The 22,144-nt window shown below is 72.1% G+C and carries 21 protein-coding genes; 16 read left to right on the top strand and 5 right to left on the bottom strand.

Annotated elements, in window-relative coordinates:
- The coding region (locus tag GUY59_RS31020; protein WP_236667668.1) for a DsbA family oxidoreductase at positions 1–679 on the top strand (679 nt) is incomplete at its 5' end.
- A 215-nt stretch (positions 680–894) separates the two neighbouring features.
- On the opposite strand, the gene GUY59_RS31025 is transcribed toward GUY59_RS31020, so the two are convergent.
- Complete coding sequence (locus GUY59_RS31025; RefSeq protein WP_138203560.1) at positions 895–1,500, bottom strand: thymidine kinase; 606 nt, start codon at positions 1,498–1,500, stop codon at positions 895–897.
- Positions 1,501–1,625: 125 nt separating this feature from the next.
- Between GUY59_RS31025 and GUY59_RS31030 the strand changes: the two genes are divergently transcribed.
- Genes GUY59_RS31030 through GUY59_RS31040 form a run of 3 tightly spaced genes read left to right on the top strand, consistent with a single transcriptional unit; the run spans position 1,626 to position 6,230 of the window.
- Positions 1,626–2,117 carry a hypothetical protein gene (locus GUY59_RS31030; protein ID WP_236667669.1) on the top strand — a complete coding sequence of 164 codons (492 nt, stop codon included), beginning with the start codon at positions 1,626–1,628 and terminating at the stop codon, positions 2,115–2,117.
- 7 nt (positions 2,118–2,124) lie between these two features.
- Entirely contained in the window at positions 2,125–4,191 is a 2,067-nt protein-coding gene (locus GUY59_RS31035) for a hydantoinase/oxoprolinase family protein (protein WP_138203562.1), read from the top strand.
- Positions 4,188–6,230 (top strand): hydantoinase B/oxoprolinase family protein, encoded by a 2,043-nt coding sequence (locus GUY59_RS31040; protein WP_236667670.1) that lies wholly within the window; start codon positions 4,188–4,190, stop codon positions 6,228–6,230. The genes GUY59_RS31035 and GUY59_RS31040 overlap by 4 nt, the downstream gene beginning before the upstream one ends.
- A 127-nt stretch (positions 6,231–6,357) precedes the next feature.
- Here the strand turns inward: GUY59_RS31040 and GUY59_RS31045 are convergent, their stop codons facing one another.
- Positions 6,358–7,227: an NAD(P)-dependent oxidoreductase gene (locus GUY59_RS31045; protein ID WP_138203564.1), complete on the bottom strand. Its 870-nt coding sequence runs from the start codon at positions 7,225–7,227 to the stop codon at positions 6,358–6,360.
- Positions 7,228–7,330: 103 nt separating this feature from the next.
- Here GUY59_RS31045 and GUY59_RS50930 point away from each other — a divergent pair, with 103 nt between their 5' ends.
- The 3 genes from GUY59_RS50930 to GUY59_RS31060 all read left to right on the top strand — a co-directional run bounded on the left by GUY59_RS50930 (position 7,331) and on the right by GUY59_RS31060 (position 10,395).
- Positions 7,331–8,215 (top strand): Gfo/Idh/MocA family protein, encoded by an 885-nt coding sequence (locus tag GUY59_RS50930; RefSeq protein ID WP_138203566.1) that lies wholly within the window; start codon positions 7,331–7,333, stop codon positions 8,213–8,215.
- Between the two features lie 77 nt (positions 8,216–8,292).
- Positions 8,293–9,297 (top strand): NAD-dependent epimerase/dehydratase family protein, encoded by a 1,005-nt coding sequence (locus GUY59_RS31055; protein ID WP_132336901.1) that lies wholly within the window; start codon positions 8,293–8,295, stop codon positions 9,295–9,297.
- A gap of 42 nt (positions 9,298–9,339) precedes the next feature.
- Positions 9,340–10,395 (top strand): dihydrodipicolinate synthase family protein, encoded by a 1,056-nt coding sequence (locus tag GUY59_RS31060; RefSeq protein WP_132336899.1) that lies wholly within the window; start codon positions 9,340–9,342, stop codon positions 10,393–10,395.
- Here the strand turns inward: GUY59_RS31060 and GUY59_RS31065 are convergent.
- The gene (locus GUY59_RS31065) at positions 10,378–11,622 is read right to left on the bottom strand and encodes a hypothetical protein (RefSeq protein ID WP_138203568.1); all 1,245 of its coding nucleotides are present in this window, start codon (positions 11,620–11,622) and stop codon (positions 10,378–10,380) included. The two genes, GUY59_RS31060 and GUY59_RS31065, sit on opposite strands and share 18 nt — an antisense overlap.
- A gap of 59 nt (positions 11,623–11,681) precedes the next feature.
- Here GUY59_RS31065 and GUY59_RS31070 point away from each other — a divergent pair, with 59 nt between their 5' ends.
- From GUY59_RS31070 to GUY59_RS31095, 6 genes are all read left to right on the top strand, one after another.
- A complete protein-coding gene (locus GUY59_RS31070; RefSeq protein WP_138203570.1) occupies positions 11,682–12,833 on the top strand; it encodes a DegT/DnrJ/EryC1/StrS family aminotransferase in 1,152 nt (383 codons plus the stop codon).
- 87 nt (positions 12,834–12,920) lie between these two features.
- Complete coding sequence (locus GUY59_RS31075; RefSeq protein WP_138203572.1) at positions 12,921–14,165, top strand: ABC transporter substrate-binding protein; 1,245 nt, start codon at positions 12,921–12,923, stop codon at positions 14,163–14,165.
- Between the two features lie 18 nt (positions 14,166–14,183).
- Positions 14,184–15,050, top strand: coding sequence for a carbohydrate ABC transporter permease (locus GUY59_RS31080; RefSeq protein ID WP_138203574.1), 867 nt, complete (start codon positions 14,184–14,186; stop codon positions 15,048–15,050).
- Positions 15,047–15,919: a carbohydrate ABC transporter permease gene (locus GUY59_RS31085; protein ID WP_138203576.1), complete on the top strand. Its 873-nt coding sequence runs from the start codon at positions 15,047–15,049 to the stop codon at positions 15,917–15,919. The genes GUY59_RS31080 and GUY59_RS31085 overlap by 4 nt, the downstream gene beginning before the upstream one ends.
- Positions 15,916–16,869 (top strand): hydroxyacid dehydrogenase, encoded by a 954-nt coding sequence (locus GUY59_RS31090; protein WP_201761548.1) that lies wholly within the window; start codon positions 15,916–15,918, stop codon positions 16,867–16,869. Before GUY59_RS31085 ends, GUY59_RS31090 begins: the two co-directional genes overlap by 4 nt.
- A 31-nt stretch (positions 16,870–16,900) precedes the next feature.
- Complete coding sequence (locus tag GUY59_RS31095) at positions 16,901–17,821, top strand: dihydrodipicolinate synthase family protein (protein ID WP_138203578.1); 921 nt, start codon at positions 16,901–16,903, stop codon at positions 17,819–17,821.
- A 19-nt stretch (positions 17,822–17,840) separates the two neighbouring features.
- Here GUY59_RS31095 and GUY59_RS31100 read toward each other — a convergent pair whose 3' ends face one another.
- Both GUY59_RS31100 and GUY59_RS31105 read right to left on the bottom strand, forming a co-directional pair.
- On the bottom strand, positions 17,841–18,557 hold the full coding sequence (locus GUY59_RS31100; protein WP_138203580.1) for an amidohydrolase family protein: 717 nt from the start codon (positions 18,555–18,557) through the stop codon (positions 17,841–17,843).
- Positions 18,554–19,357: an amidohydrolase family protein gene (locus GUY59_RS31105; protein WP_138203582.1), complete on the bottom strand. Its 804-nt coding sequence runs from the start codon at positions 19,355–19,357 to the stop codon at positions 18,554–18,556. Before GUY59_RS31105 ends, GUY59_RS31100 begins: the two co-directional genes overlap by 4 nt.
- Positions 19,358–19,539: 182 nt before the next feature.
- Between GUY59_RS31105 and GUY59_RS31110 the strand changes: the two genes are divergently transcribed.
- The 3 genes from GUY59_RS31110 to GUY59_RS31120 are packed head-to-tail and all read left to right on the top strand — an operon-like array spanning position 19,540 to position 22,129.
- Entirely contained in the window at positions 19,540–20,169 is a 630-nt protein-coding gene (locus tag GUY59_RS31110) for an amidohydrolase family protein (protein WP_138203584.1), read from the top strand.
- Positions 20,166–20,960, top strand: a complete 795-nt coding sequence (locus GUY59_RS31115) for an amidohydrolase family protein (RefSeq protein ID WP_138203586.1) — start codon at positions 20,166–20,168, stop codon at positions 20,958–20,960. The genes GUY59_RS31110 and GUY59_RS31115 overlap by 4 nt, the downstream gene beginning before the upstream one ends.
- On the top strand, positions 20,957–22,129 hold the full coding sequence (locus GUY59_RS31120; protein ID WP_138203588.1) for a DegT/DnrJ/EryC1/StrS family aminotransferase: 1,173 nt from the start codon (positions 20,957–20,959) through the stop codon (positions 22,127–22,129). Before GUY59_RS31115 ends, GUY59_RS31120 begins: the two co-directional genes overlap by 4 nt.
- Positions 22,130–22,144: the final 15 nt, after the last annotated feature.

Below are 22,144 nucleotides of genomic sequence, written 5' to 3' on the forward strand. Positions count from 1 at the left end.
GCATCCGTACATGAAGGTCGAGATTTTCTCTGATGTCGTGTGCCCCTGGTGTTATATCGGGCATGTCAGGTTCGCTCGGGCGGCTGGGCAGTTCAGGGCCAAGGGCGGCACCCTCGACGTGACGATGCGCCCGTTCCAGCTCGACCCCGGCACCCTCTCGCAGGGCGAGCCGGCCCTCGTGTCGCTGGAGCGCAAGTTCGGGGCGAACGCCCGCCAGATGACCGAGCGCGTCGTCACCACCGCCGCCGGCGACGGCCTGCGGTTCGACTACGACAAGGCGGTCTCCGCCAACACGTTCGAGGCGCACCGGCTGATCGAGGTCGCCACCCGGCAGGGGCTCGGCACGGAGATGGCCGAGCGGCTGTTCAGCGCGTACTTCACCGAGGGCAGGAACGTCGGCGACGCCCGCGTTCTGAGCGAGCTGGCCGCCGAGACCGGGGTGGACGACGACGGCAAGGGCGCGGAGGAGGTGCGCGAGCAGCTCTCCAGGGCAGGCGAGCTCGGCGTCACCGGGGTGCCGCTGTTCCTGTTCGAGGGCAAGTTCGCCGTGTCGGGCGCGCAGCCGGAGGAGACCTTCGCGGCCGTGATCGACGAAGTGGCCGAGCGTACGGGACAGACGCCGATCACCCGGCTCGCGGCGCCCGCCGACGGCTGCGACGACGGCTTCTGCGCCGTGTGACCCGGCCGGCTCAGACCAGCCGGACCTCCAGCGTGGCGGCCTGCCGGAGAGCCGACGGGAGCGCGGCGAAGGTGAGCTTGGCGGCCTTCTGACCAGTGCTGGCGCCGGCGCTTGAGCGGGAGCTCACGCCGCCGGCATACGGCGGGCACCCGCTCGGCGTCGCTGCACGACGTGGTGAGAGCCTCGGGTCTCAGGGGCGGGGCGGCCGGCCGCCGTCAGATCGCCTGGGTCCGCGGCTCCATCGTGCCCTCGCCGAGCCAGCCCGAGCGGTGGTGCCTGCGGCAGAGCACCTGGTAGCGCACGTGTGCGGCGTCGGTGTCGCCGATCACGACCTGCTCGCCCGTACGCGCCATCGTCCCGCCCACGATCCTGGCGTTCAGCCGGCCCGGCCGCCCGCACCAGCACAACACCTCGACCTGCAGCCGGCACACCTCGTCCGCCAGCTCGAACAGCCGCTGGGCGGCCGGGAACATCACCGAACGGAAGTCGGAGGCCAGCCCGAACGCGTAGACGTCGACGCCGTGCTCGTCCACCAGGTCGGCGGGCTGCTCGATCTGTCCGACCGTGTAGAAGCAGGCCTCGTCGCAGATCAGGTAGTCGATCCTGTCGTGCGCGGCGACCAGCCGTACGAGGTCGAGATCGTCATCCACCTCGATCGCCTCGAGACCGAGCCCGATCCGGCTGGTGACCTTGGGGCCGCCGGAGCGGTCGTGCTTGGTCAGCACGAGGCCGCGCCGGCCCTGCCGGCCGTGGTTGTAGTTCATCTGGAGGGCGAGCGTGGACTTCCCGCAGTCCATGGGGCCGAAGTAGAACTTCAGCACAGCGTCCCTGGCACCAGACGGCACGGCAGACAAGGCAGACACTTAGTCACAGACCGCCAGCTTAGTGGCTTGGCTTGTTCCATGACCTCGTGGGACATTTCTCCCCTGGAGTTACAGGAGGAAGTGTGGTCACCGATAATCCGCCGTCCAAGCCGACCTCTACCCCGCCGCCCAGCGGGTCGCCCAGTGAGCCGTCCAGCGGGTCGCCCAGCGGGCCGTCCAGCGGGCCGTCCAGCGGGCCGTCCAATGCGCCGGCCGGCCCTCCGGCGCTCGACGCGATGATGTCGCAGGACGACATCACGGCCGCCCAGGCAGAGGCCACCCGCTGGCGCTACGGCTTCCTGGTCGTGCTCACCGGGATCATCGCGATCCTGGTCGCCTTCGGCGCCGCCGTGTTCGCCACCCAGGAGTTCGCCGTGCTGTTCGCGGGCGTGGCCGGGGTGATCGGCACCATCATCGGAGCGTATTTTGGGGTGCAGGCCGGTCAGTCCGGCAAGGCCAGGGTGGAGGCAGAGCTCTCCCGCTCCCAGGAGATGGTGGTGAGGCTGGCCGCGTACGTCGGCACCGACAACGCGCCCCGGGTCATCGACGAAGTTCTCGGCCGTCGCCGAAGCTAGAGGAGCCATGCGTAGCGTCCGTATCGGAGTGGACACCGGAGGCACGTTCACCGACGTCGTAGCGGTGGACGAGCAGACCGGTGAGATCCTCACCACCAAGACCCCCTCGACCCCGGCGAACCCGGCGGACGGGTTCGTCACGGGCATCGAGAAGCTGGGTGAGCTCATCCGCGGCTCAGGAGCTCGCGACGGGGAAACGGCCATGGAGTACGTCGGCGCGATCGTCCACGGCACCACGGTGGCGACGAACCAGCTGCTCGAAGACCGCATCGCCGACCTCGGGTTCATCACGACCGAGGGGTTCGAGTTCATCCTGGAGATCGCCAGGCAGAGCGTCCCGGACGGCTACGGCAACTCCTACTTCTGGGTCAAACCGCCGAGGATCGTCCCCGTGCACCTGGTCAAGACCGTCGGCGGGCGGCTCGACCACCGGGGCGAGGAGGTGTGGCCGTTCTCCGAGGAGCAGGCCGTCGAGGCGGCCCGTTGGTTCAAGGCCAGAGGCATCACCGCGATCGGGGTCTGCTTCCTGCACTCGTACGCCAACCCCGAGCACGAGCGGCGCATGCGCGAGGTGTTGTGGCGCGAGCACCCGGAGGCGGTGATCTCCCTGTCGAGTGACGTGCTGCGCGAATACCGCGAGTACGAACGCTCGGTGACCACGCTCGTGGACGCCGCCGTCAAACCGGCGATGCGCGGCTACATCGCCGGCCTGTCCAACCGGCTCGGCAAGTCGTTCTCCGTGATGAAGTCGAACGGCGGCATCCTGTCGGCGCGCGAGGTCGTCAACCAGCCGATCACCACCGTGTTGTCGGGGCCGGCGGCGGGCGCGCTCGGCGCGGCGCTCGTCGCGTCCACGGCGGGTCACCGGTCGGTGATCACCCTGGACGGCGGCGGCACCTCCACCGACGTGGCCGTGGTGATCGACGGCGAGCCGTCCATCACCACGGAGGGGACCGTCGGCAGCTACCCGTGCAAGATCCCGATGATCGACATCGTGACGGTCGGGGCGGGCGGCGGCTCGATCGCGTGGATCTCGCCCGAGGGCACGCTCAAGGTCGGGCCGAAGTCCGCCGGCGCCGACCCGGGCCCGCTCTGCTACGGCAGGGGCGGCACCGAAGTGACGGTCACCGACGCGCACGTGTTCCTCGGGCGCATCCCGCCGCACCTGCTGGGCGGGGAGATCCCGCTGGACGCCGACGCGGCCCGCGCGGGCATCCAGGCGCTGGCCGGCAAGCTGGGCCTGACCCCCGAGCGTACGGCGACGGGGATCCTGGAGATCAGCGCGTTCAACCAGAGCAACGCGATCCGGCAGCTCACCGTCAAGCGAGGGCTGGACGTGCGGGACTTCCCGCTGGTGACGTTCGGCGGGTCGGGGCCGCTGCTGGCCTGCCGGCTGATCGACATCCTCGGCCTGCCGTCCGTCGTCGTCCCGCGCGACCCGGGCAACGTGTCGGCGTTCGGGCTGCTCACGGTGGACGTCAAGAACGACTACGTCCGTACGTACGTCACCCGCGACCTCGAACTGGGCAAGGCGGTCGAGATCTTCCACGACCTGGAGCATCAGGCGGGAGAGGAGCTGGACCGCGAGGGCTTCGACGACCCCGTCTACGTGCGCAGCGCCGACCTGCGCTATTACGGGCAGGCGTACGAAGTGCGGGTGGCCGCCCCCGCCGGCGAGATCGACGAAGCCTGGCAGGCCGAGGTCGTCGACCGTTTCCACACGGCTCACGAGAAGTTGTACGGCTACGCCTATCGCGACGATCCCCGCCACGGCGTCGAATGGGTCAACCTGCGCGTGTCCGGCATCGGCCCCATCAGCCGTCCGGTCATCCCCCGCCTGGACAGGCCGGGCGAGGGCGCCACCTCCGTACGTCTCGTGCACTTCGACGAGACCCGCGACACTCCCGTCCACCAGCGCTCGGCGCTCGGCCCCGGCGCCACGGTCACGGGCCCGGCGGTGATCGAGGAGTACGGCTCGACGATACCCATCCACCCGGGCTTCACGGCGGCGGTGGACGACTTCGGCAACGTGGAGATATCCGCCGCCGACCGAGGAACGGTGAGCGAGCGATGAGCACGACCGACCCCGTCCTGGTGGAGATCGTCGAGGGGACACTCGCGTCGGTCGAGAAGGAGGTCGAGACGGCCATCGCGCGTACGGCCCGCTCGCCGATGATCCGCGACGCGCACGACTTCCGCGCCGGCATCCACGACGTGCGCATGCGCAAGCTGACCGGCCGCTCCTACAGCGCGCTGGTCCAGCCGGTCGTGCGCGACTTCCCCGTAGAAACGATGAGGCCCGGCGACGTCTACTTCCACAACGACGTCTACCTGTCCGAAGGCGGCATCGGCCACCTGCCCGACCTCTGCGTCACCGTCCCGGTGTTCCACGAAGGGGAGGTGGTGGCGTTCGTGCAGGCGTTCGGCCACCACGACGACATCGGCGGGTCCGTCCCCGGGTCCATGCCCTCGCACGCGCGGTCCGTGTACGAAGAGGGCCTGATGGTGCCGCCGATCAAGTTGTGGGACGAGGGAGTGCCCAATGAGGCCGCGCTGCGCATCATGACCCGCAACTCCCGCATGCCCGACTCGCTCGCCGGCGACCTCGACGCCGAGTGCTCGGCCTGCCTGATGGGGGCGCGGCGGCTGGCGGAGCTGTTCGACCGGTACGGCAGGCGGGCCGTCGAGGCGAGCTTCGACGCGATCATCGACAAGACCACCGAGACGTTCCGCAGGGAACTGCTGGCCAGGATCCCCGAGGGCACGTACGTGTGGGAGGACTACGCCGAGCACGACGGCGTGGACGAGCCGCGCCTGCACGCCCAGCGCATCACCCTCACCGTCGACCATTCCGCCCTCGAACAGGGAGGGGACGACGGCGACCGGGCGCCGCTGACCATCGACTTCACCGGCACGTCACCGCAGGCCAAGGGGCCGATCAACCACGCGGGCGACTACGCCGACGGTGTGTTCCTGAAGAAGTGGCTGGCTCCGGTGCTGCGCAACCTGGCCGACACGCCGGAGCGCATGGCCGAGCTCGACGTCAACGAAGGCGTCGTCCCCCTCATCAAGATGATCTTCCCGGAGAAGGGCAGCCTGCTCACCCCGATCTTCCCCGCGCCTACCAACGCCCGCACGTTCGTCATCCTGCGCCTGCTCGGCGTGCTGGCCGGCGTGCTGGCCAAGGCGACGGGCGGGCGCATGCCGGCCGACCAGGAGACCATCCGCTACACCGGCGTCCACGGCATCGGCGCCGACGGCGAGCCGTACCTGATGCGGGAGGTGCTGGGCGGCGGCTCCGGCGGCCGCTGGTACGCCGACGGCGAGGACACCATCCACGTCGTGCCCGACTCGCGCAACATCCCCGTGGAGTTCGCGGAGGCCCGCTGGCCGTTCCGGGTGGAACGCCTGGCGCTGGCCTGCGACTCGGGCGGGCCGGGCATGTTCAGGGGCGGGCTCGGCTACGACAAGCACATCCGGATGCTCAGGGACGCCTCGTACATGTCGATCGCCGACCGCTCCATCCTGTCCTGCTGGGGCGTCAACGGCGGCCTCGCCGGGCGGCCGTTCCGCGTAGAGATCGCGGGCAAGGAGATGGAGGGACTGGTCGACGACCATCCGGTGCAGGCGGGGGAGCTGATCAGGATCCGCACCACCGGCGGCGGTGGCTGGGGCTCGCCCTATGACCGCGACCCCCGGGCGGTGGCCGCCGACGTGCGCGACGGGAAGGTGTCGATCGCGGGCGCGCTGGGCGACTACGGGGTGGTGCTCGACGGCGATCGCATCGACGAGCAGGGCACCGCCGAACTGCGGGCCCGGCTACGGCCGCCGGCAGGGCGGTTCTTCGACCGGGGGCCCGGGTACGCGAAGCTCGCCGGCCGGCCCTTCGCCGACGTCGACGAGTTGGAAGGCTCACCCCGCCCTTCGGACAACGGCCCGTCTCCTGGCGGTCCGCCGGAGAACGACCCGGCTCCTCACGTCCCGCCTGGGGGCGGCCTGCCTCAGGGCGGCCCGTCCGGCCCGTCCCGTGGCGCTCCCTCCGGTGGTCCCGCCCCGGTCGATCATCCGGCCGACGGTGGCCCGCCCGGCGAGGGCCCGATCGAAGAGCCTTGACCCGGGTGGCCGAGCCGGACACACGCGTACGGCGAGCCGGGACCCGCGCCGCAAACCCCGGCACGTGCGCGGCGACCCCTCGACGTCCACGCGGCGAAGCTGCGGGGCCCGAGGGGGAGGGCTGCGATCAGGGGGTGTCGAAGCTGGCGAAATAGGTGGCCGACATGTCCTGGTCGCCGTGGCCCTGGGCCTCGGCGCGGCGCAGTCGTTCGCCCGCGGCCGCCACCACGTCGAGCCGCACCCCGGCCGCCTCTCCCGCCTGAGTGATCAGCCGGGTGTCCTTGACGGCGTTGGTGACGGCGAAGTTGGGCGTGAAGTCGCCCTCCAGAATGGACACCGACTTGGCCTGGAAGTAGGGGCTGTCCATCGGGCCGCCGGTGATCACTTCACGGACCAGGACGGGGTCGACGCCGAGCCCCTGGGCCAGCGCGAGGGCCTCGGCCGCGACGGCGGTGAGCGAGATGCCGTAGCTCACCGTGGCCATCTTGAGCCGGGTGCCCGCGCCGCCGGCCCCGTCGTCGCCCACCCAGAGCGTACGCTGCCCGACAGCGTCGAAGACGGGGGTGAGCGCCTGCCTGGCGGACGGCGGCCCGGCCGCCAGCACGACGAGCTTCCCCTGCTCGGCGGGCTGGCGGGTGCCCTGCACGGGCGCGTCGGCGAACGTCAGCCCGTGCTCGGCCGCCAGCGCGGCCAGCCGCTCGGTGGCCGCCACGCCGACCGTGCTCATCTGCGCCCACACCTGCCCGGGGCGGAGCCCGGGGGCGGCGGCCGTCATCGCGGCGTGCACGGCGTCGCCGTCGCTCAGCATCGTGACGATCACGTCGGCCCCGTCGACGGCCTCGGCGGGCGAGCCGGCCACGACCGCTCCATGGGCCGCCAGGGGCTGGGCCTTGCCCGCCGTACGATTCCACACGTGCACCTGCATGCCGGACGTGGCGATGTTGCGCGCCATGGGGGCGCCCATCAGCCCGGTTCCCAGAACTGCAACCTTAGCCATGGGATCATCATATGTTTGGGCGGTGACCATGGCATCACAGGGGTGCGGCGTCTCCAGCGCAGGGGAGACTGGTGTGACCATTGAGAGAAAGGAAGGTACGCGCGTGCGGATCGTGCTTGCCGGGCTCGCCACGAGTCACCCGTACACCGATGCCCGCACCCTGGCCAGGCATGCCGAGCTGGTGGTGTGGGAGCCCGACGCCGAGAGGTTGCGGCGTTTCACCGATGAGCATCCGTCCGCGAAGGTCGCGCAGAGCCTGGCGGGTGCGCTGGGGCACGACCCGGACGGCGTGGTGCTGACCGTGCCCAACCCCGAGGTGCCCGCGGCGCTGGCCCGGGTGCTGGAGACGGGGGCGGCGTGCTTCGTGAACAAGCCGGGCGCCGCGACCCGGGCCCAGCTCGACGCGCTCGACCGGCTGCCGGTCCACGACCGGGTGATGTCGACGTCGGTGTTGCGGTTCGCGCCCGCGTTCGCCGGGGTGCGGGCCGCCCCGGACGACCTGCTCGCGGTGCGCGCCACCGTACGCCACGACGTGGGCCTCTGGGCGACCGGCTACAACCCGTGGCAGGACACGCCCGCCGAGGGCGGCGGCACATTGGTGACCATGGGGGTGCACGGGGTGGAGCTGCTGGTCGCCCTGCTTGGCCCCGACGTGCGCCTGGCCGGGGCCGCGCGGTCCACGCGGCATTACGGTCCGCTCCGTTCCGAAGACACCGGTGTCATGGCCCTGCGGTGGGGTGGCGGCGTGCTCGGCACGGTCGAGGTGCTGGGCGTCTCCGAGAGGGAGTCCTACACGGTCACGCTGCACCGGCGCGAGTCCACCGAGACCTTCTCCATCGAGGGCGGCGACGATCCGATCAGGGGCCTCGGCTACGAAGGCACCATGGACGCGTTCCTGGCGATGGTGGGCGGCGCCCCCAGCCCGGTGCCGTGGGAGCAGACGAGAGCCGTGCTCGACGTGCTCGTCTCCGCGAGGGAGCGCGCTTAGGGAGACGGGCCCGGCGTTGACAGCACGAGTCTCGCACAGTTACGGTCTGGACCGTAAATAGCGGACGGAGGACGTGCGTGCGGACGACGGCGGAACTCGATGAGCGGCTGGCGCGGCCCGGCGACGGGCTCGTCGACGACCTGGGCAGGCTGCCCGGCGACATCATGATCCTGGGCGCGGGCGGCAAGCTGGGCCCGAGCCTGGTGCGGCTGGCGCTCAACGCCACCCGTGGGGACCGGCGGATCATCGCGGTGTCCCGCTTCGGCGAGCCGGGTCTGGCGGACGCACTCCGGGAGGACGGCGCGACGGTGGTGCCCGCCGACGTGTCCGACGAACGGGCGCTGCGCGACCTGCCCGACGCGCCCAACGTGGTGTTTCTGGTCGGCGCCAAGTTCGGCACGCAGGGGCGCGCCCACGCCGCCTGGTTCACCAACACCTACCTGCCCGGCCGGGTGGCCGACCGGTTCAGGGACAGCAGGATCGCCGCCCTGTCCACCGGCAACGTCTACCCGCTCGTCCCGGTGGGCGGCGGCAGCACCGAGGACTCCCCGACCGGGCCCGTCGGCGACTACGCGATGAGCTGCCTGGGCAGGGAGCGGGTCCTGACGCACTTCTCCGAGACGTACGGCACGCGCGTGGCGCTGCTGCGGCTCAACTACGCCGTCGAACTGCGCTACGGCGTGCTGGTCGACCTGGCGCAGAAGGTCCTGGCGGGCGAGCCCGTCGACCTCACGACCGGTCAGGTGAACGTGGTCTGGCAGGGCTACGCCAACGAGGTGACGCTGCGGTCGCTGCTGCTGGCCGGCACGCCGCCGTACGTGCTGAACGTGACCGGACCCGAGCTGATCTCGGTGCGGCAGGCCGCGCTGGCGCTCGGCCAGGCGCTCGGCAAGGAGCCGGTCTTCACCGGCGAGGAGGCCCCCACCGCGCTGCTGTCGAACGCGGGCCGCTGCCACCGGCTGTTCGGCTACCCGGAGCTGACCCCCGCCGAGCTCATCGAGCACACGGCGCGCTGGGTCGCGGACGGCGGGCCGCTGCTCGGCAAGCCCACCAAGTTCGAGCGCCGCGACGGGCGTTTCTGATCCGTGCCACATCACCGCACCTACTCACTTGGGGGTCCTCACGTGCTCGGCACGGCTCCGGAGGCGCACGCGTCCGTGCGCGACCTGTTCAGGCGCGGCCTGGTGATCCCGGCGCACCCGCTGGCGCTGACCTCCGACAGGAAGCTGGACGAGCGCCGCCAGCGGGCGCTCACTCGCTACTACGTCGAGGCGGGCGCGGGCGGGCTGGCGGTGGGCGTGCACACCACGCAGTTCGCCATCCACGGCACCGGCCTGCTGGCCCCGGTGCTCGAACTGGCGGCCACGGTGGCGGGCGAGTACGAGCACGACGTGGTGCTCGTGGCCGGCGCCACCGGGCCGACCGCGCGGGCGGTGGCGGAGGCCGAGCTGGCCAGGTCGCTCGGCTACCACATGGTACTGCTCAGCCCGTACCGCGAGCTGGACGAGGACGGCCTGATCGAGCGGGCTCGGGCGGTGAGCGAGGTGCTGCCGGTGATCGGCTTCTACCTGCAGCCCGCGGTCGGCGGCCGGCACCTGTCCAGGGAGTTCTGGACGCGGCTCGCGGCGATCGAGGCCGTGGTCGGCATCAAGGCGGCGCCTTTCGACCGCTACCGGACCCTCGACGTGCTGCACGGCGTGGTGCGCGCGGGCCGGCAGGCCGAGGTGGCCCTCTACACCGGCAACGACGACCACATCCTGACCGACCTGATCACCCCGCACCGGGTGGTCGTGGACGGGCGCGAGGTGGACATCGAGTTCGTCGGCGGGCTGCTCGGCCAGTGGGCGGTGTGGGTGCGCCGGGCCGTGGAACTGCTGGAGCAGGCCAGGGCGGCGCGTTCGGGCGACGACGCGGCCGTACGCCGGCTGCTCACCCTCGACGGTCACCTGACCGACGCCAACGCCGCCATCTTCGACTCGGCCAACGCCTTCCGCGGCTGCATCCCCGGCATCCACGAGGTGCTGCGCCGGCAGGGCCTGCTGGAGGGCCGCTGGTGCCTGGACCCGGCCGAGGAACTGTCGACCGGCCAGCTGGCCGAGATCGACCGGGTGCTGGCCGCCTACCCGGCGCTGCGCGACGACGACTTCGTCGCCGAGAACCTCTCACGCTGGCTCGCCTGACCGATGTCCGGGGCCGGGGTGCTGGAGCGTCAGGCGGTAGAGGGTCAGCGGGCGGCCGCTGGATCCGCTGGTGAGGTTGCCGGTGCGTTCGGCGAGCCCGGCCAGCTCCAGGCGGTGCAGCATGCGCCGGGCCGTACGCTGCTGGACGGCCAGCCGGTCGGCGATCTCGCGCGTCGTCAGGGGCTCGCCGCCCGCGGCGGCCCGCGCCTGGAGGAGCTTCTCCAGCGTCGGCACCGACAGCCCGACCCGGCGGGCGATGACCGACAGGCTCTGTCCGCCGGCGGGCTCGGCGGTCACCGACTCCAGCACGATGTCGGCGTCCGCCCGCAGCGACAGCACCGCGGCCACCGGGCCGAGCCTGCGTGCCTTGGCCAGCGCCCGCCGCGCCAGGCTCTCCGCCTCCGCGGCGCTGCGTCCCAGCCCGAACCCGACGCGGACGGCGTCGTTCTGCTCGGCCAGCCGGGCCAGCATGGGAAGCCCGGTGAAGCCGCCCGTGGCGTCGTGCAGCGGGCCGCGGGTCGTGACCAGCAGGTGGGTGCCGCCGCGGAAGGCCGCCAGCGTGCCGCCCAGCGCCGTGGCCTCGCGCAGCAGCCCCTCCTCGTCGGCCACCTCGACGAGCCCGAGCGCGATCTGGGCGTCCTCCTGCACCTGCCCTTCGGCGGTGAGCACGAGCTGGCGCAGCGCCACCCGTACCGAGTGCACGGAGGGCACCAGGCGCAGCACGTGCCGCTCGTCGCGCAGCGCCTCGTACACGGAGCTCAGGCAGGTGATCACGGTGTGCGCGGGGCTCCTGCGATGGAAGGCGATCGCCTTCTGGGAGGTCATGCCCGGCCGGTACGGGTGCGTGCGCAGCTCACCGGTCGGCAGGCCGGCCTCGCCGAACGTGGCGTCGACGTCGGCGGCGGGCAACGTGTCGATCGACAGCCTGGTGACGTCCTCGCCCCGGTGCTGGAGGCGTACGAGGGCGTTGAGCAGCGTCGCGCCCGAGTAGTCGACGAACGCGGCGGGACGGATGAGGGCCTCGGCGTCGCGGCAGAGCATGTAGGGCACGATGCCGGTGAACAGCCAGCCCTCGACGGAGGCGGCGTGGGCCTCGACGATCGCGGGCGCCTGCGACTCGTGGTCGTAGTCGAGGCGCAGGGTGCTCACGCCCGGCTGCTCCTCGCAGACGGCCGCGACGTCGTCGACCAGATCGTGCGGGCCGACGACTCCGATGACGATTCCCACGCACGCCTCCCTCTCGCTTATTTCGGTCAGGACCGCAATCATAACTGGTGAGGTGCCCGGTGAAGTTCCCGTCCATGGCAGAAGCCGACGGCCGTACCCTCGGAGACGAGGAGGTGGCCGCCGTCGAGCGGGTGATCCGCTCGGGCATGCTCAACTCCGTCTGGGGGACCGAGGCGCGCGAGCTGGAACGCGAGGTCGCGCGTATGTACGGCTCCCGACACGCGATCGCGTGCAGCTCCGGCACCGCGGCCCTCCATCTGTCGGTCGTGGCGGCCGCTCCGGATCCAGGGGACGAGATCATCACGACACCGATCACGGACTTCGGGACCGTGGCCCCCATCCTGGCGCAGAACGCCGTTCCTGTCTTCGCCGACGTGGATCCGTCCGACGGGAATCTCGATCCCGGCGCCGTGGCCGCGCTCATCGGCCCGCGGACCAGGGCGATCATGGCGGTGCACCTGTTCGGGGCGCCGGCCAGGATTCACGAGCTGCGCGCGCTGGCCGACGAGCACGGTCTGACGCTGATCGAGGACTGCGCGCAGGCCTGGCTGGCCGAGCTGCCCGGCGGCGGGCTCGCGGGGACGACGGGTCACGTGGCCTGCCTCAGCCTGCAGCAGTGGAAGCACATCACCTGCGGCGACGGCGGCGTGGCGATCACCCGTGACGAGGAGCTGGCCAGGCGGATGCGGCTCTTCTCCGACAAGGGCTGGGACCGCGCGGCCGGGCGCTCGCACGCCGCCTTCGGGCTCAACTACCGCATGAGCGAGCTCCAGGCCGCCGTGGCCCGCGCCCAGCTCGCCAAGCTGCCCGGCGTGCTCGCCGCGCGCCGCCGCACGGCCCTGCAGCTCATGGACGCGCTCAAGGACCAGCCGGGGGTACGCCTGCCGCGCCCGCAGGGCCACGCCTGGTGGCTCTTCCCGATCGTGTGCCCGGGCGGCGACGCGCCCGAACTGGCGGCGCACCTGGCGACGGCCGGCGTCCCCGCGCGCGCCGGATATCTCGCCGAGCCGCTGAACAGGGCGCCGGTGTGGGAGGCGCGCATCTACGGGACCGCTCGTTACCCGCTCGACGGCTACACCCCCAACCCCTGCCCGCGGGCCGAGCGCATGGTGGACCGTACGCTGCTCGTCATCGACTGGAACGAGAACTACACGTCGGGGCACGTCGAGGCGATCGCCCAGGAGATGGCGCGGTACCGGGGCCGGGCGTAGTCACGTTCACATCTCAGGCATTGACCGGGCCAAGTCACGCTCACTAGGTTTCGGTCAGGACCGGTATTAAGCGAAAGGAAGCCGCCGATGAAAAAGGCAGCGGCAGTCGGCCTCGCGGCCGTCCTGAGCCTGGCGGCCGCCGGGTGCGGATCCAGCGGCGGCTCGGACAAGAGCGCCGTGACCCTGTGGATGTATCCCGTCATCGGGGACCAGGCCAAGAGCCAGGCGTTCTGGGGCAAGGTCGAGAAGGACTTCGAAGCGGCCAACCCCACGACCGACATCACGATCGACCTGCAGCCCTGGGAGGGCCGTCAGGAGAAGGTCACCACGGCGCTGGTCTCGAAGAAGGGCTTCGACCTGGTCGTGCTCGGCCCCGACCAGATCCCGCAGTACGCCCAGCAGGGCACGATCGAGCCGGTCGACGACATCGTCGCGCCGGACAAGGCCTCCTACCTCCCGAACTCGCTCAGCGCCCTCACCGTCGACGGCAAGCTCTACGGCGTCCCCATCTACCAGACCATCACCGCGCCGATCTACAACAAGAAGTTGTTCTCCGAGGCCGGCGTGGACAAGGTGCCGGAGACGCTCGACGAGCTGAAGGCGGCCGCGCCCAAGCTGGCCGCCAAGAAGGTCGCCATCCTCGACTACCCGGGCAAGCCCGAGGTGACCCTCAACCAGAGCTTCTATCCGATCCTGTGGGCCAACGGCGGCACCGTCTTCGCCGCCGACGGCAAGAGCGTCGTGTTCAACGGCCCCGAGGGCGTGGCGAGCCTGCAGCTGCTGCTCGACCTGAAGGCCGCGGGCGGCCTGCCGCCGAACGCCGCGAGCAAGGGCAACGACATCGAGGGCGGCACGCTGGCCGCCGGCAGGACCGCCATGTACCACGCGGCCACCGCGGGCCAGGTCGACCAGCTCGCCACCGCCATCGGCGCCGGGAACGTCGGCATCGGCCCGCCACTCGAAGGTACGAAGCGCGTCGCGTTCGGCATCCCCGGAGGCCTCATGCTGGCCAGGCACTCCGAGAACAAGGACGCGGCGAAGAAGTTCGCCACCTACCTGGCCTCCCCCGAAGTCTCCGCCGCGCTGGCCAAGGAGTCGGGCTTCTTCCCCGCGCGCACCGACGTGACCGTGCCCGACCAGTCGGAGGCGTCCAAGGAGTTCGCCAAGTCCCTGCAGTACGCCTTCCCCGGCGACACCCACCCGAAGGCCCGGCAGGTGATGGGCGTGCTCGCCCCGCACATCCAGGCGGCGCTGCTCGGCAAGGAGGACGCGAAGACCGCGCTCGACGCGGCGGCGCAAGAGGCGAACCAACTGCTCGGCAGCGGCGGCTGAGAGGGAAGGGACCACCTGGTGCGTCATCGCCTGCGCGACCCGGTCACCGGCCTGCTGTTCGTGCTGCCCGTACTCGTGCTCTTCCTGATCTTCCGGATCTTCCCGTCGCTGGGCGCGGCGGGCATGAGCCTGACGAACTGGAACATCGGCGGCGAGTGGGACATCATCGGCGTGGACAACTACGCCCGGCTGCTCGACGACGTGAACTTCTGGCTGAGCCTGCGGGTCACCCTCGCGTACTCCGTCGTCTACGTGCCGCTCACCATGCTCGTGGCGCTCGGCACGGCGTTGCTGCTCAACCAGGTGGTGTTCATGCGCGGCCTGTTCCGCGGCATGCTCTTCCTCCCGTACGTGACCAGCTTCGTGCTCGCGGGCATCATCTGGCGCTGGATCTACGAGTACAACGGCCTGGTCAACGGCCTGCTGGCCAAGGTCGACCTCGGTCCGGTCGCGTTCCTGGAGGAGTCGGGGGTGGTCCTGCCCGCGCTGGCCGTCGTGTCGGTGTGGAAGGGGTTCGGCTACTCGATGCTGATCCTGCTGGCGGGGCTGAAGGCGATCCCGTCCTCCTACCTGGAGGCGGCCACGGTCGACGGGGCCAACGCCTGGCAACGTTTCCGCAGGATCACGCTGCCGCTGCTCAAGCCCACGATCTTCTTCGTCCTCGTGATCGAGACGATCAGCGCCTTCCAGACCTTCGACACGGTGTACGTGATGACCGGCGGCGGTCCGGCCAGGGCGACGTACACCCTCATCTACGGCATCTACGACCACGGCTTCCGGTCGTTCGACTTCGGCTACGCCGCCACCTGGGGCATGGTGCTGTTCGCGGTCGTGCTGGTCGTGTCGCTGATCCAGCGCCGTTTCCTGGACCGGGGGAACACATGACGATCACCACGGCGTCCCGTCCGCCCTCCGTCCGGGCCGAGCCCTCCCGCGCGGCGCGCAGGCCGTGGTGGCGGGGCAGGTGGCCGCTGGCCGCCCTGCTCGCGCTGCTGTCGGTGCTGACCGTCAGCCCCTTCGTGGCGATGTTCATCGTGGCCCTGTCGCCGGCGGGCCGCCCGACCGTGCCCGCGCGGTGGCCGGAGTCGCTCACGCTGGACAACATCACGATGGTGTTGTCGTCGTCGGGATTCGTCACCTGGACGTTCAACTCGCTGATCTACGCCTTCGTCTCCGTGATGATCATCCTGCTCACCTCGTCGATGGCGGGCTACGCCTTCGCCAAGAAACGCTTCCCCGGCCGCGAGGCGATGTTCTGGACGTTCCTCGCGACCATGATGGTGCCGTTCCAGGCCACCCTCATCCCGACGTTCGTGCTCGTCAACAGCCTGGACGGGGTGGACACGTTCTGGGGGCTGATCGTCCCGACGCTGGCCAACTCGCAGGCCGTCTTCCTGATGCGGCAGTTCATCCTGGGCCTGCCCGACGAGCTGTTCGACGCCGCGAAGGTGGACGGCGCCTCCGAGTGGCGGGTGTACTGGACGATCGTGCTCCCGCTGACCAAGCCGATCCTGGCCACGCTGGGCGTGTTCGTGTTCCTGTGGCACTGGAACGACTTCCTGTGGCCGCTGGTCGTCGGGCAGAGCGACGCCACCCGTACGCTCACGGTCGGCCTGACCACGCTGCGGACCGAGGAGATGCAGCTGTCGCTGCTCATGGCGTCGGCGGCCGTGTCCGTGGTGCCGTGCCTGCTGGTGTTCTTCCTGCTGCAGCGCTACCTGGTCAACAGCATCGCGATGACGGGCCTGAAGTGATCGCGCTCTCCCTGGCTCCCGGGCTGCGCGAGATGTTCCTCCCACCGCCCCTGTTCGCGCAGCTCGAACGGCTGGCCCCGATCGGCCCGCTGGAGCGGGCGCGGGTGCTGGTCACCGGATGGGACACCCCGCGCGTGGACGCGGAGACGCTGGCCCGCGCGCCGGAGTTGCGGCTCGTGGCGCACACCGGCGCCGCGGTCGGGTTCCTGGTCTCCGACGCGCTCTGGGAGCGGGGCATCCGGGTGACCCAGACCGGAGCCGCGATGGCGCCCGCGGTGGGTGAGGTGGCGCTGACGTTCACGTTGTGCCTGCTGCACCAGGTGCACCGTTTCGACCACGACCTGCGGTCAGGGTCGGGCTGGACGCAGACCAGGGCGGCGGCCCGGCCGAGGCGCGAGCTGCGCGGCAGCGTGGTCGGCGTCGTGGGCGCCTCCCGCACCGGGCGGGCGTACGCGGGGCTGGTCCGGGCGCTCGGCGCCGAGCTGCTGCTCGCCGACCCGACCGTCTCCGCGGATGACGCGGCCGGGCTGGGCGCCACGCTGGTGGAGCTGGACGACCTGCTGACGCGCAGCGACGTCGTGGCCCTGCACGCCCCCGCCATCCCGGCGACCCGGCACCTGATCGGCCGCAGGGAGCTGGCGCTCATGCCCGACGGCGCGGCGCTGGTGAACACCGCCAGGTCGTGGCTGGTCGACTCGGCCGCGCTCCTCGACGAGCTGCGCGGCGGCAGGATCGACGCGGCGCTCGACGTCTTCGACGAGGAGCCGCTTTCGGAGGACAGCCCGCTGCGCCGCCTGCCGAACGTGCTGCTGACCCCGCACCAGGCGGCGGGCACCGAGGAGGCCAGGCACCGGATGGGAACGCTGACGGTCGGCGAGATCGCGAGGTTCCTCGCCGGTGAGCCGCTCCAGCACGAGATCACCCGCGAACAGCTGCGTTGGACCGCCTAGCACCCTGGAAGAGAGGGTCTAAGCTGTGCGAATGGTTGATATCGACCCCCGCGCGGCCGAGTTGCGCGACCGGCTGCGCGGCACCCTGATCGCCGCCGCCGCGACCCCGATGACCGGGCCGGGCGAGATCGACCTCGACGTGGTGGCGCGGTATCTCTCCGGCCTGGTGGCCGACGGTGCCACCGGCCTGGCCGTGCTCGCCCACACCGGCCGCGGGCCGTTCCTCGCCCCCGCCGAGCGCGCCGCCGTCGTCGAGTGCGCCGCGGCCCTGGACGTCCCCGTGCTGGTCGGCGTGGGCGGCGGGCCCTGCGACGCGGCCGAGCAGGCGCGGGCGGCCGCGGACCTCGGCGCGGACGGCGTGCTCGTGTTCCCGTCGGAAGGCGACAGAGCCGCGCTGCACGAGCAGGTGTGGCGGGCCGCCCGCCTGCCGATGGTCGCCTTCGACCTCTACACGCGGCCCTGCCCGCCGGACGTCATGCGGGAGATCCTGCGGCACCCCGGCGTGGCCGGGCTCAAGACCGCGCTGCTGTCCGACGCCATGGGCTGCCAGCGGGCGATCGCGCTCGCCCGCGAGTCCGGCCGGCTGGCGATCACGGGGGAGGACCGCATGTTCGGCCCCTCGCTGCTGTGGGGGGCCGAGGCCGCGCTGGTGGGCGTCGCGGCCGCCGCCGTCGGGGTGACGGCCGAGGTGATGCGCGCCTTCCGCGAGCCGGACCTGCGCGCGTTCGAGCGGGCCTCGGACCGTCTCGACCGGCTGGCCGCCGCCACCTTCACCGAGCCCATGGAGGGGTACGTGCAGCGCATGCTCTGGCTGGCCGCCGCCGAGGGCCGTATCCCTGCCCTCCATGCCTGCGACCCCTACGGTCCCGGCCTGCCGGAGCGGGAACGCCGCGACCTGCTGGCCCAGGACTTCGGCCCGGCGGAGGAGCGGGCCGGGGCGGTCGCCGGGTGAGCCCGCCGGGCTCGTACGGTCAGAGCCGGAAGAGGGCGGTGGCGTTGCGCCAGGCGATCCGCTCGGCCGTCTCCCTGGGCAGGCCGGCGGCGGCCACCGCCCCGAAGGCCGACGCCGGGTCGATCAGGGTCGCGTCGGTGCCGAACAGGAACCGGGCCGGGTCCACCCCGGCCACCACCTCCGCGATGCGGCCCGCCGGGGCGTGCGACCAGCAGGGCTCCAGGTAGAGGCGGTCGCAGGCGTCCGCGGCCTCGATGGCGTGCCGGAACCCGTCGGCCCCCATGTGCCCGGCGATCACCCGCAGGCCGGGGATGTCCAGGCAGACCTCGGCCAGGTCGAGCACCGAGGCGCCCCACGTGTGCACGAGCGCCGGGCGGCCCGTCCCGGCGACCAGCGTCAGCGCCTCACGCAACCGCGCCGAGCCGGCCGGCGAGCCCGTGTAGTCGGTGTGGATCTTGACGCCGACGAACCTTCCTCCCGGCAGGTACGCGCGCAGGTCCGCCTCCGCCTCGCGCAGCCGCCGCGGGTTGACCGTGACGTAGCCGAGCAGGCGGTCCTGCGTCTCCAGGTAGGCGGCCAGGGCGCGGTTGCCCGCGGGGGCGTCGTAGGTCACGGCCTCGGTGGCGGAGACGATCGCCCGGTCGATGCCGTAGCGGTCCATGGTGGCCAGGGCCGAGCCGGCGACGTCCATGGTGAAGAACCACGGGCCCCAGTGGGCGTGTACATCGATGATCACCGCGCGGACCTCCTCGGCGTTGCGGTGAGCAGCCTCGTCGCGTTGCCGCCGGCCACCGCGGCGATCTCCGCGGGTCCCAGGCCGCTGGTCGCCAGGCGGAGGAGGGGGACGAGGGGCTCGTAGTGGGGTGCGCGTGAGCCGTACAGCAGGCGGTCGGCGCCGAGCTCCGCGGCGACCGTCTCCAGCGCGTCGGGGGAGTTGAGCAGGCGGGTGGAGGTGTGGAAGCCGGGCTCGTCCGCGGCGGCGACCAGGAAGTCACCCAGGTGGTAGAAGTGCGTGTCGAGGAAAACCACCCTGGCCTCGATCCCGCTGAAGGGCTGCCAGAACCTGCGCACGTCACCGCCGGTGAGCACCACCAGGCCGAGCCGTGCCGCCCGGCGGGCGACGTGCCGGACGGACGGGAAGGCCGCGTCGACGCCCTGCTCGTCGGGGAAGAGCCGGACGGCCCGCGCCCCCGCCGACGCCAGCCGCTCCAGCTCGCGGGCCGCGCCGATCGGGTCGCGCAGGTCCACGGCTCCGACGGGGACGATCCCGGGGCGCGCGGCCAGGGCCAGCACCTCGTCGTTGCCCGTGCGCGTGTCGAACAGCGCCGCCCGCAGGTGCGCCACCGCCGCCGCTCGTACGCGGTGCGCGGCCAGCGTCTCCAGCACGGCCTCGGTCGTGCCGGGCGGCCCGTCGCGGTCCGGGTACGCGCCGAGCAGCGCGTCCACGTCGAGCGTCACCTCGAGCTCGCCCACCAGCCGCCACGCGTCGAAGGGCGTGGCGGACCCTTGCTTTTCGGGCCCGTCCTCAATCGGCATGCCGGTCATTATGGCATTGCCGGATTCGAGGCAGAAAGGTACGTTCGGTCGGGATGAGCAAGAGGTGAAACCCCTTGGCCGGGCGTGGGTCGCACAGTGGGCCCTTGACCGTCACTTCACGGCCGGGCTAGTTTCGGTCTGTGCCGAAATTTGTGATTGATGCACACCGGCTCATTGGTCCCGTGCCGTTCGACGACCTCCCCGAGGACCCCACGGGCGAGATGGACCGGCTCGGCATCGACCGGGCCTTCGTCACCCACACGCTCAGCCTCTACTCCGACGCCGCGGCGGGCAACGAGGCCCTGCTCGCGCTCGACGACCCCCGGCTCGTCCCCGTGCCCGTCGTGGTGCCGGGGGAGACGGGGGAGGAGCCGCCCGGTGTGCGGATGGTCAGGTTGTGCCCGGAACGCCACCGGTTCGACCTCACGGGCCCGGCCACGCTGCGCAGTCTGTCCGCGCTCGGCCTGCCCGCCGCGATCGACCTGGAGGAGACCTCGCCCGCCCAGCTCCGCCACCTCGCCGAGCGCCTGCCCGCTCAGCGCCTCCTCGTGCTCAACCCCGGTTACCGCCGGCTGCGCGCGCTGGCCGAGCTGATGGACGAGGCGCCGAACGTGTGGGCCGAGATCGGCACCGTCAACACCCAGGGCGGCGTCGAATGGCTGTCCGGGCGGTACGGGGCGGGGAGGCTGGTGTTCGGCACCGGCGCGCCCGTCGCCGACGACTGCGGCCCGCGCTTCCTGCTCGACCACCTCGACCTGCCCGCCGAGGACGTCGAACGGATCGCCGCCGGCTCACTGGAGGCGATGGTGTGATCCTCGACGCCCACGGCCACGTGGGGACCTGGCCGGACTTCCTCATCCCGCATCCCGCCGCCGAGCACCTCCTGGCCGCGATGGACCGGATCGGCGTCGCCGCGATGGGCATCAGCCATCTGCTCGCCGTCGGCCCCGACGCGGTGCGCGGCAACGCGGCGGCCATGGAGATCGCCGCAGGTTCCTCCGGCAGGTTCGGGGTGTGGCAGGTCTACAACCCGCACCACCGCACGCCGCTCCCCAGCGTGGGCACGCCCGGCGTGTGGGGCGTCAAACTCCACCCCGACGTGCACCAGTGCCGCCTCGACGACCCTTCGTACGAGCCGGTCTGGCGCTGCGGTCTGCCGGTCCTGGCGCACGGCCAGACGGACTCGCCGTGGAGCGACCCGGTCCAGTTCGCCGCCGTCGCCGCCCGGCATCCGCACGTGCCGCTGATCATGGGACACACCGGGCTCTGGCCGTACGGGTTCGGCCGCGCGGCCCGGCTCGTGGCCGATCACCCCAACGTGTTCCTGGAGACGTGCGGCTCGAAGATGACCGGCCGCTGGATCGCCAGGCTGGCCGCGCTCGCGGGGGCGGAGCGGGTGCTGTTCGGCTCGGACGCGTGTTTCCTCGACCTGCGTACGGGCTACGGCCGCGTCGCGCTGGCCCCGCTCACCGACGCCGACCGCACTCTCATCCAGGGCGGCAACCTGGCCCGCCTCCTCGGCCTTCCCCTCCTCGGCCTTCCCCTCCCCGATCTGCGCCTCCCCGATCTGCCCGGCCCTCCGGAGAAGGGACACCCAGCGTGACACTCGCCATTCACGGAGGCGCCCCCGTCAGGACGGCGCCCTGGCCGGCCTGGCCGCCGCCCGTCGACCCCGCCCAGCGCGAACTGGTGACCGAGGTGCTGGAGAGCGGCCTCTGGGGCGCCACGCAGGGCGGCTCCGTGGTCGCGGACCTGACCGCCGCGTTCGCCCGCCGCTCCGGCGTCCGGCACGGCGTCGCCGTCGCCAACGCCACGCTGGGGCTGTTCGCGGCGCTGCGCGGCCTGGGCGTCGGCAAGGGGGACGAGGTGATCGTGCCGGCGTACACGTTCGTGGCCTCGGCCACCGCGGTGCTGCTGGCCGGCGCGACCCCCGTGATCGCCGACGTCGACCCCGTGGACCTGCACCTGTCGCCGGACGCGGTGCGGGCCGCGCTGACCGGCAGGACGGCCGCGCTCATGCCCGTGCACCTGGCGGGCAGCCCCGCGGCCATGGACGCGCTGAACGACCTGGCCACCCGCCACGGCCTCGCGGTCGTCGAGGACGCCGCCCAGGCGCACGGCGCGACGTACAAGGACCGTCCGGTCGGCGGCCTGGGCGACGCGGGCGTCTACAGCTTCCAGGCGAGCAAGGCGATGACCGCGGGGGAGGGCGGCCTGATCGTCTGCCGCGACGAGTCCGCGTACGAGCGCGTCTGGTCGGTCTGCAACCTCGGCCGCGCGTTGGGCGGGCAGTGGTACGGCCACCCGTCCGTCGGCTGGAACCTGCGCCTCACCGAGCTCCAGGCGGCAGTGCTGCTGCCCTGGCTGGACCGGCTCGACGACGAGATCGACCGCAGGAACACCTTCTGCGCCGCTCTCGGACGCGAGCTGGCCGCCGTCCCCGGGGTCGCCGTGGTGCCCGCGACGGAGGGCACCACCCGCGACTCGCGTCACCTCCTCATGCTGCGCCTCGACGCCGGCGTGGACCGCGCGTTCCTGCTGGAGGCCATGGCCGCCGAAGGTGTGCCGCTGGACGCCGGTTACCCGCCGCTCGGCACCATGTCCGCGCTCACCGGGGAGGGCGCCCGCGTCGAGTCGTGTCCCGTCACGGCCGATGCGGCCGGCACCGTGGTGTGGGTGCGTCAGTCGATGCTCATGGAGGACCCGGCCGCCGCGGCCGACATCGCGCAGGCCTTCGCCAAGGTGCTGCGGCACACCGGCATCGCGAATTAGGACCTTAACCGTAAT

It is taken from the genome of Nonomuraea sp. K271 (genome assembly GCF_009908215.1).
Taxonomy (GTDB): Bacteria; Actinomycetota; Actinomycetes; order Streptosporangiales; family Streptosporangiaceae; genus Nonomuraea; species Nonomuraea longispora.

What these genes read in the sequence shown, in the direction of transcription:
- GUY59_RS31035 (WP_138203562.1), top strand. Translation starts at nt 2,125, where the DNA reads ATGCGTAGCGTCCGTATCGGAGTGGACACCGGAGGCACGTTCACCGAC.
- GUY59_RS31040 (WP_236667670.1), top strand. Translation starts at nt 4,188, where the DNA reads ATGAGCACGACCGACCCCGTCCTGGTGGAGATCGTCGAGGGGACACTC.
- GUY59_RS31045 (WP_138203564.1), bottom strand. Translation starts at nt 7,227, where the DNA reads ATGGCTAAGGTTGCAGTTCTGGGAACCGGGCTGATGGGCGCCCCCATG.
- GUY59_RS31075 (WP_138203572.1), top strand. Translation starts at nt 12,921, where the DNA reads ATGAAAAAGGCAGCGGCAGTCGGCCTCGCGGCCGTCCTGAGCCTGGCG.
- GUY59_RS31085 (WP_138203576.1), top strand. Translation starts at nt 15,047, where the DNA reads ATGACGATCACCACGGCGTCCCGTCCGCCCTCCGTCCGGGCCGAGCCC.
- GUY59_RS31095 (WP_138203578.1), top strand. Translation starts at nt 16,901, where the DNA reads ATGGTTGATATCGACCCCCGCGCGGCCGAGTTGCGCGACCGGCTGCGC.
- GUY59_RS31105 (WP_138203582.1), bottom strand. Translation starts at nt 19,357, where the DNA reads ATGCCGATTGAGGACGGGCCCGAAAAGCAAGGGTCCGCCACGCCCTTC.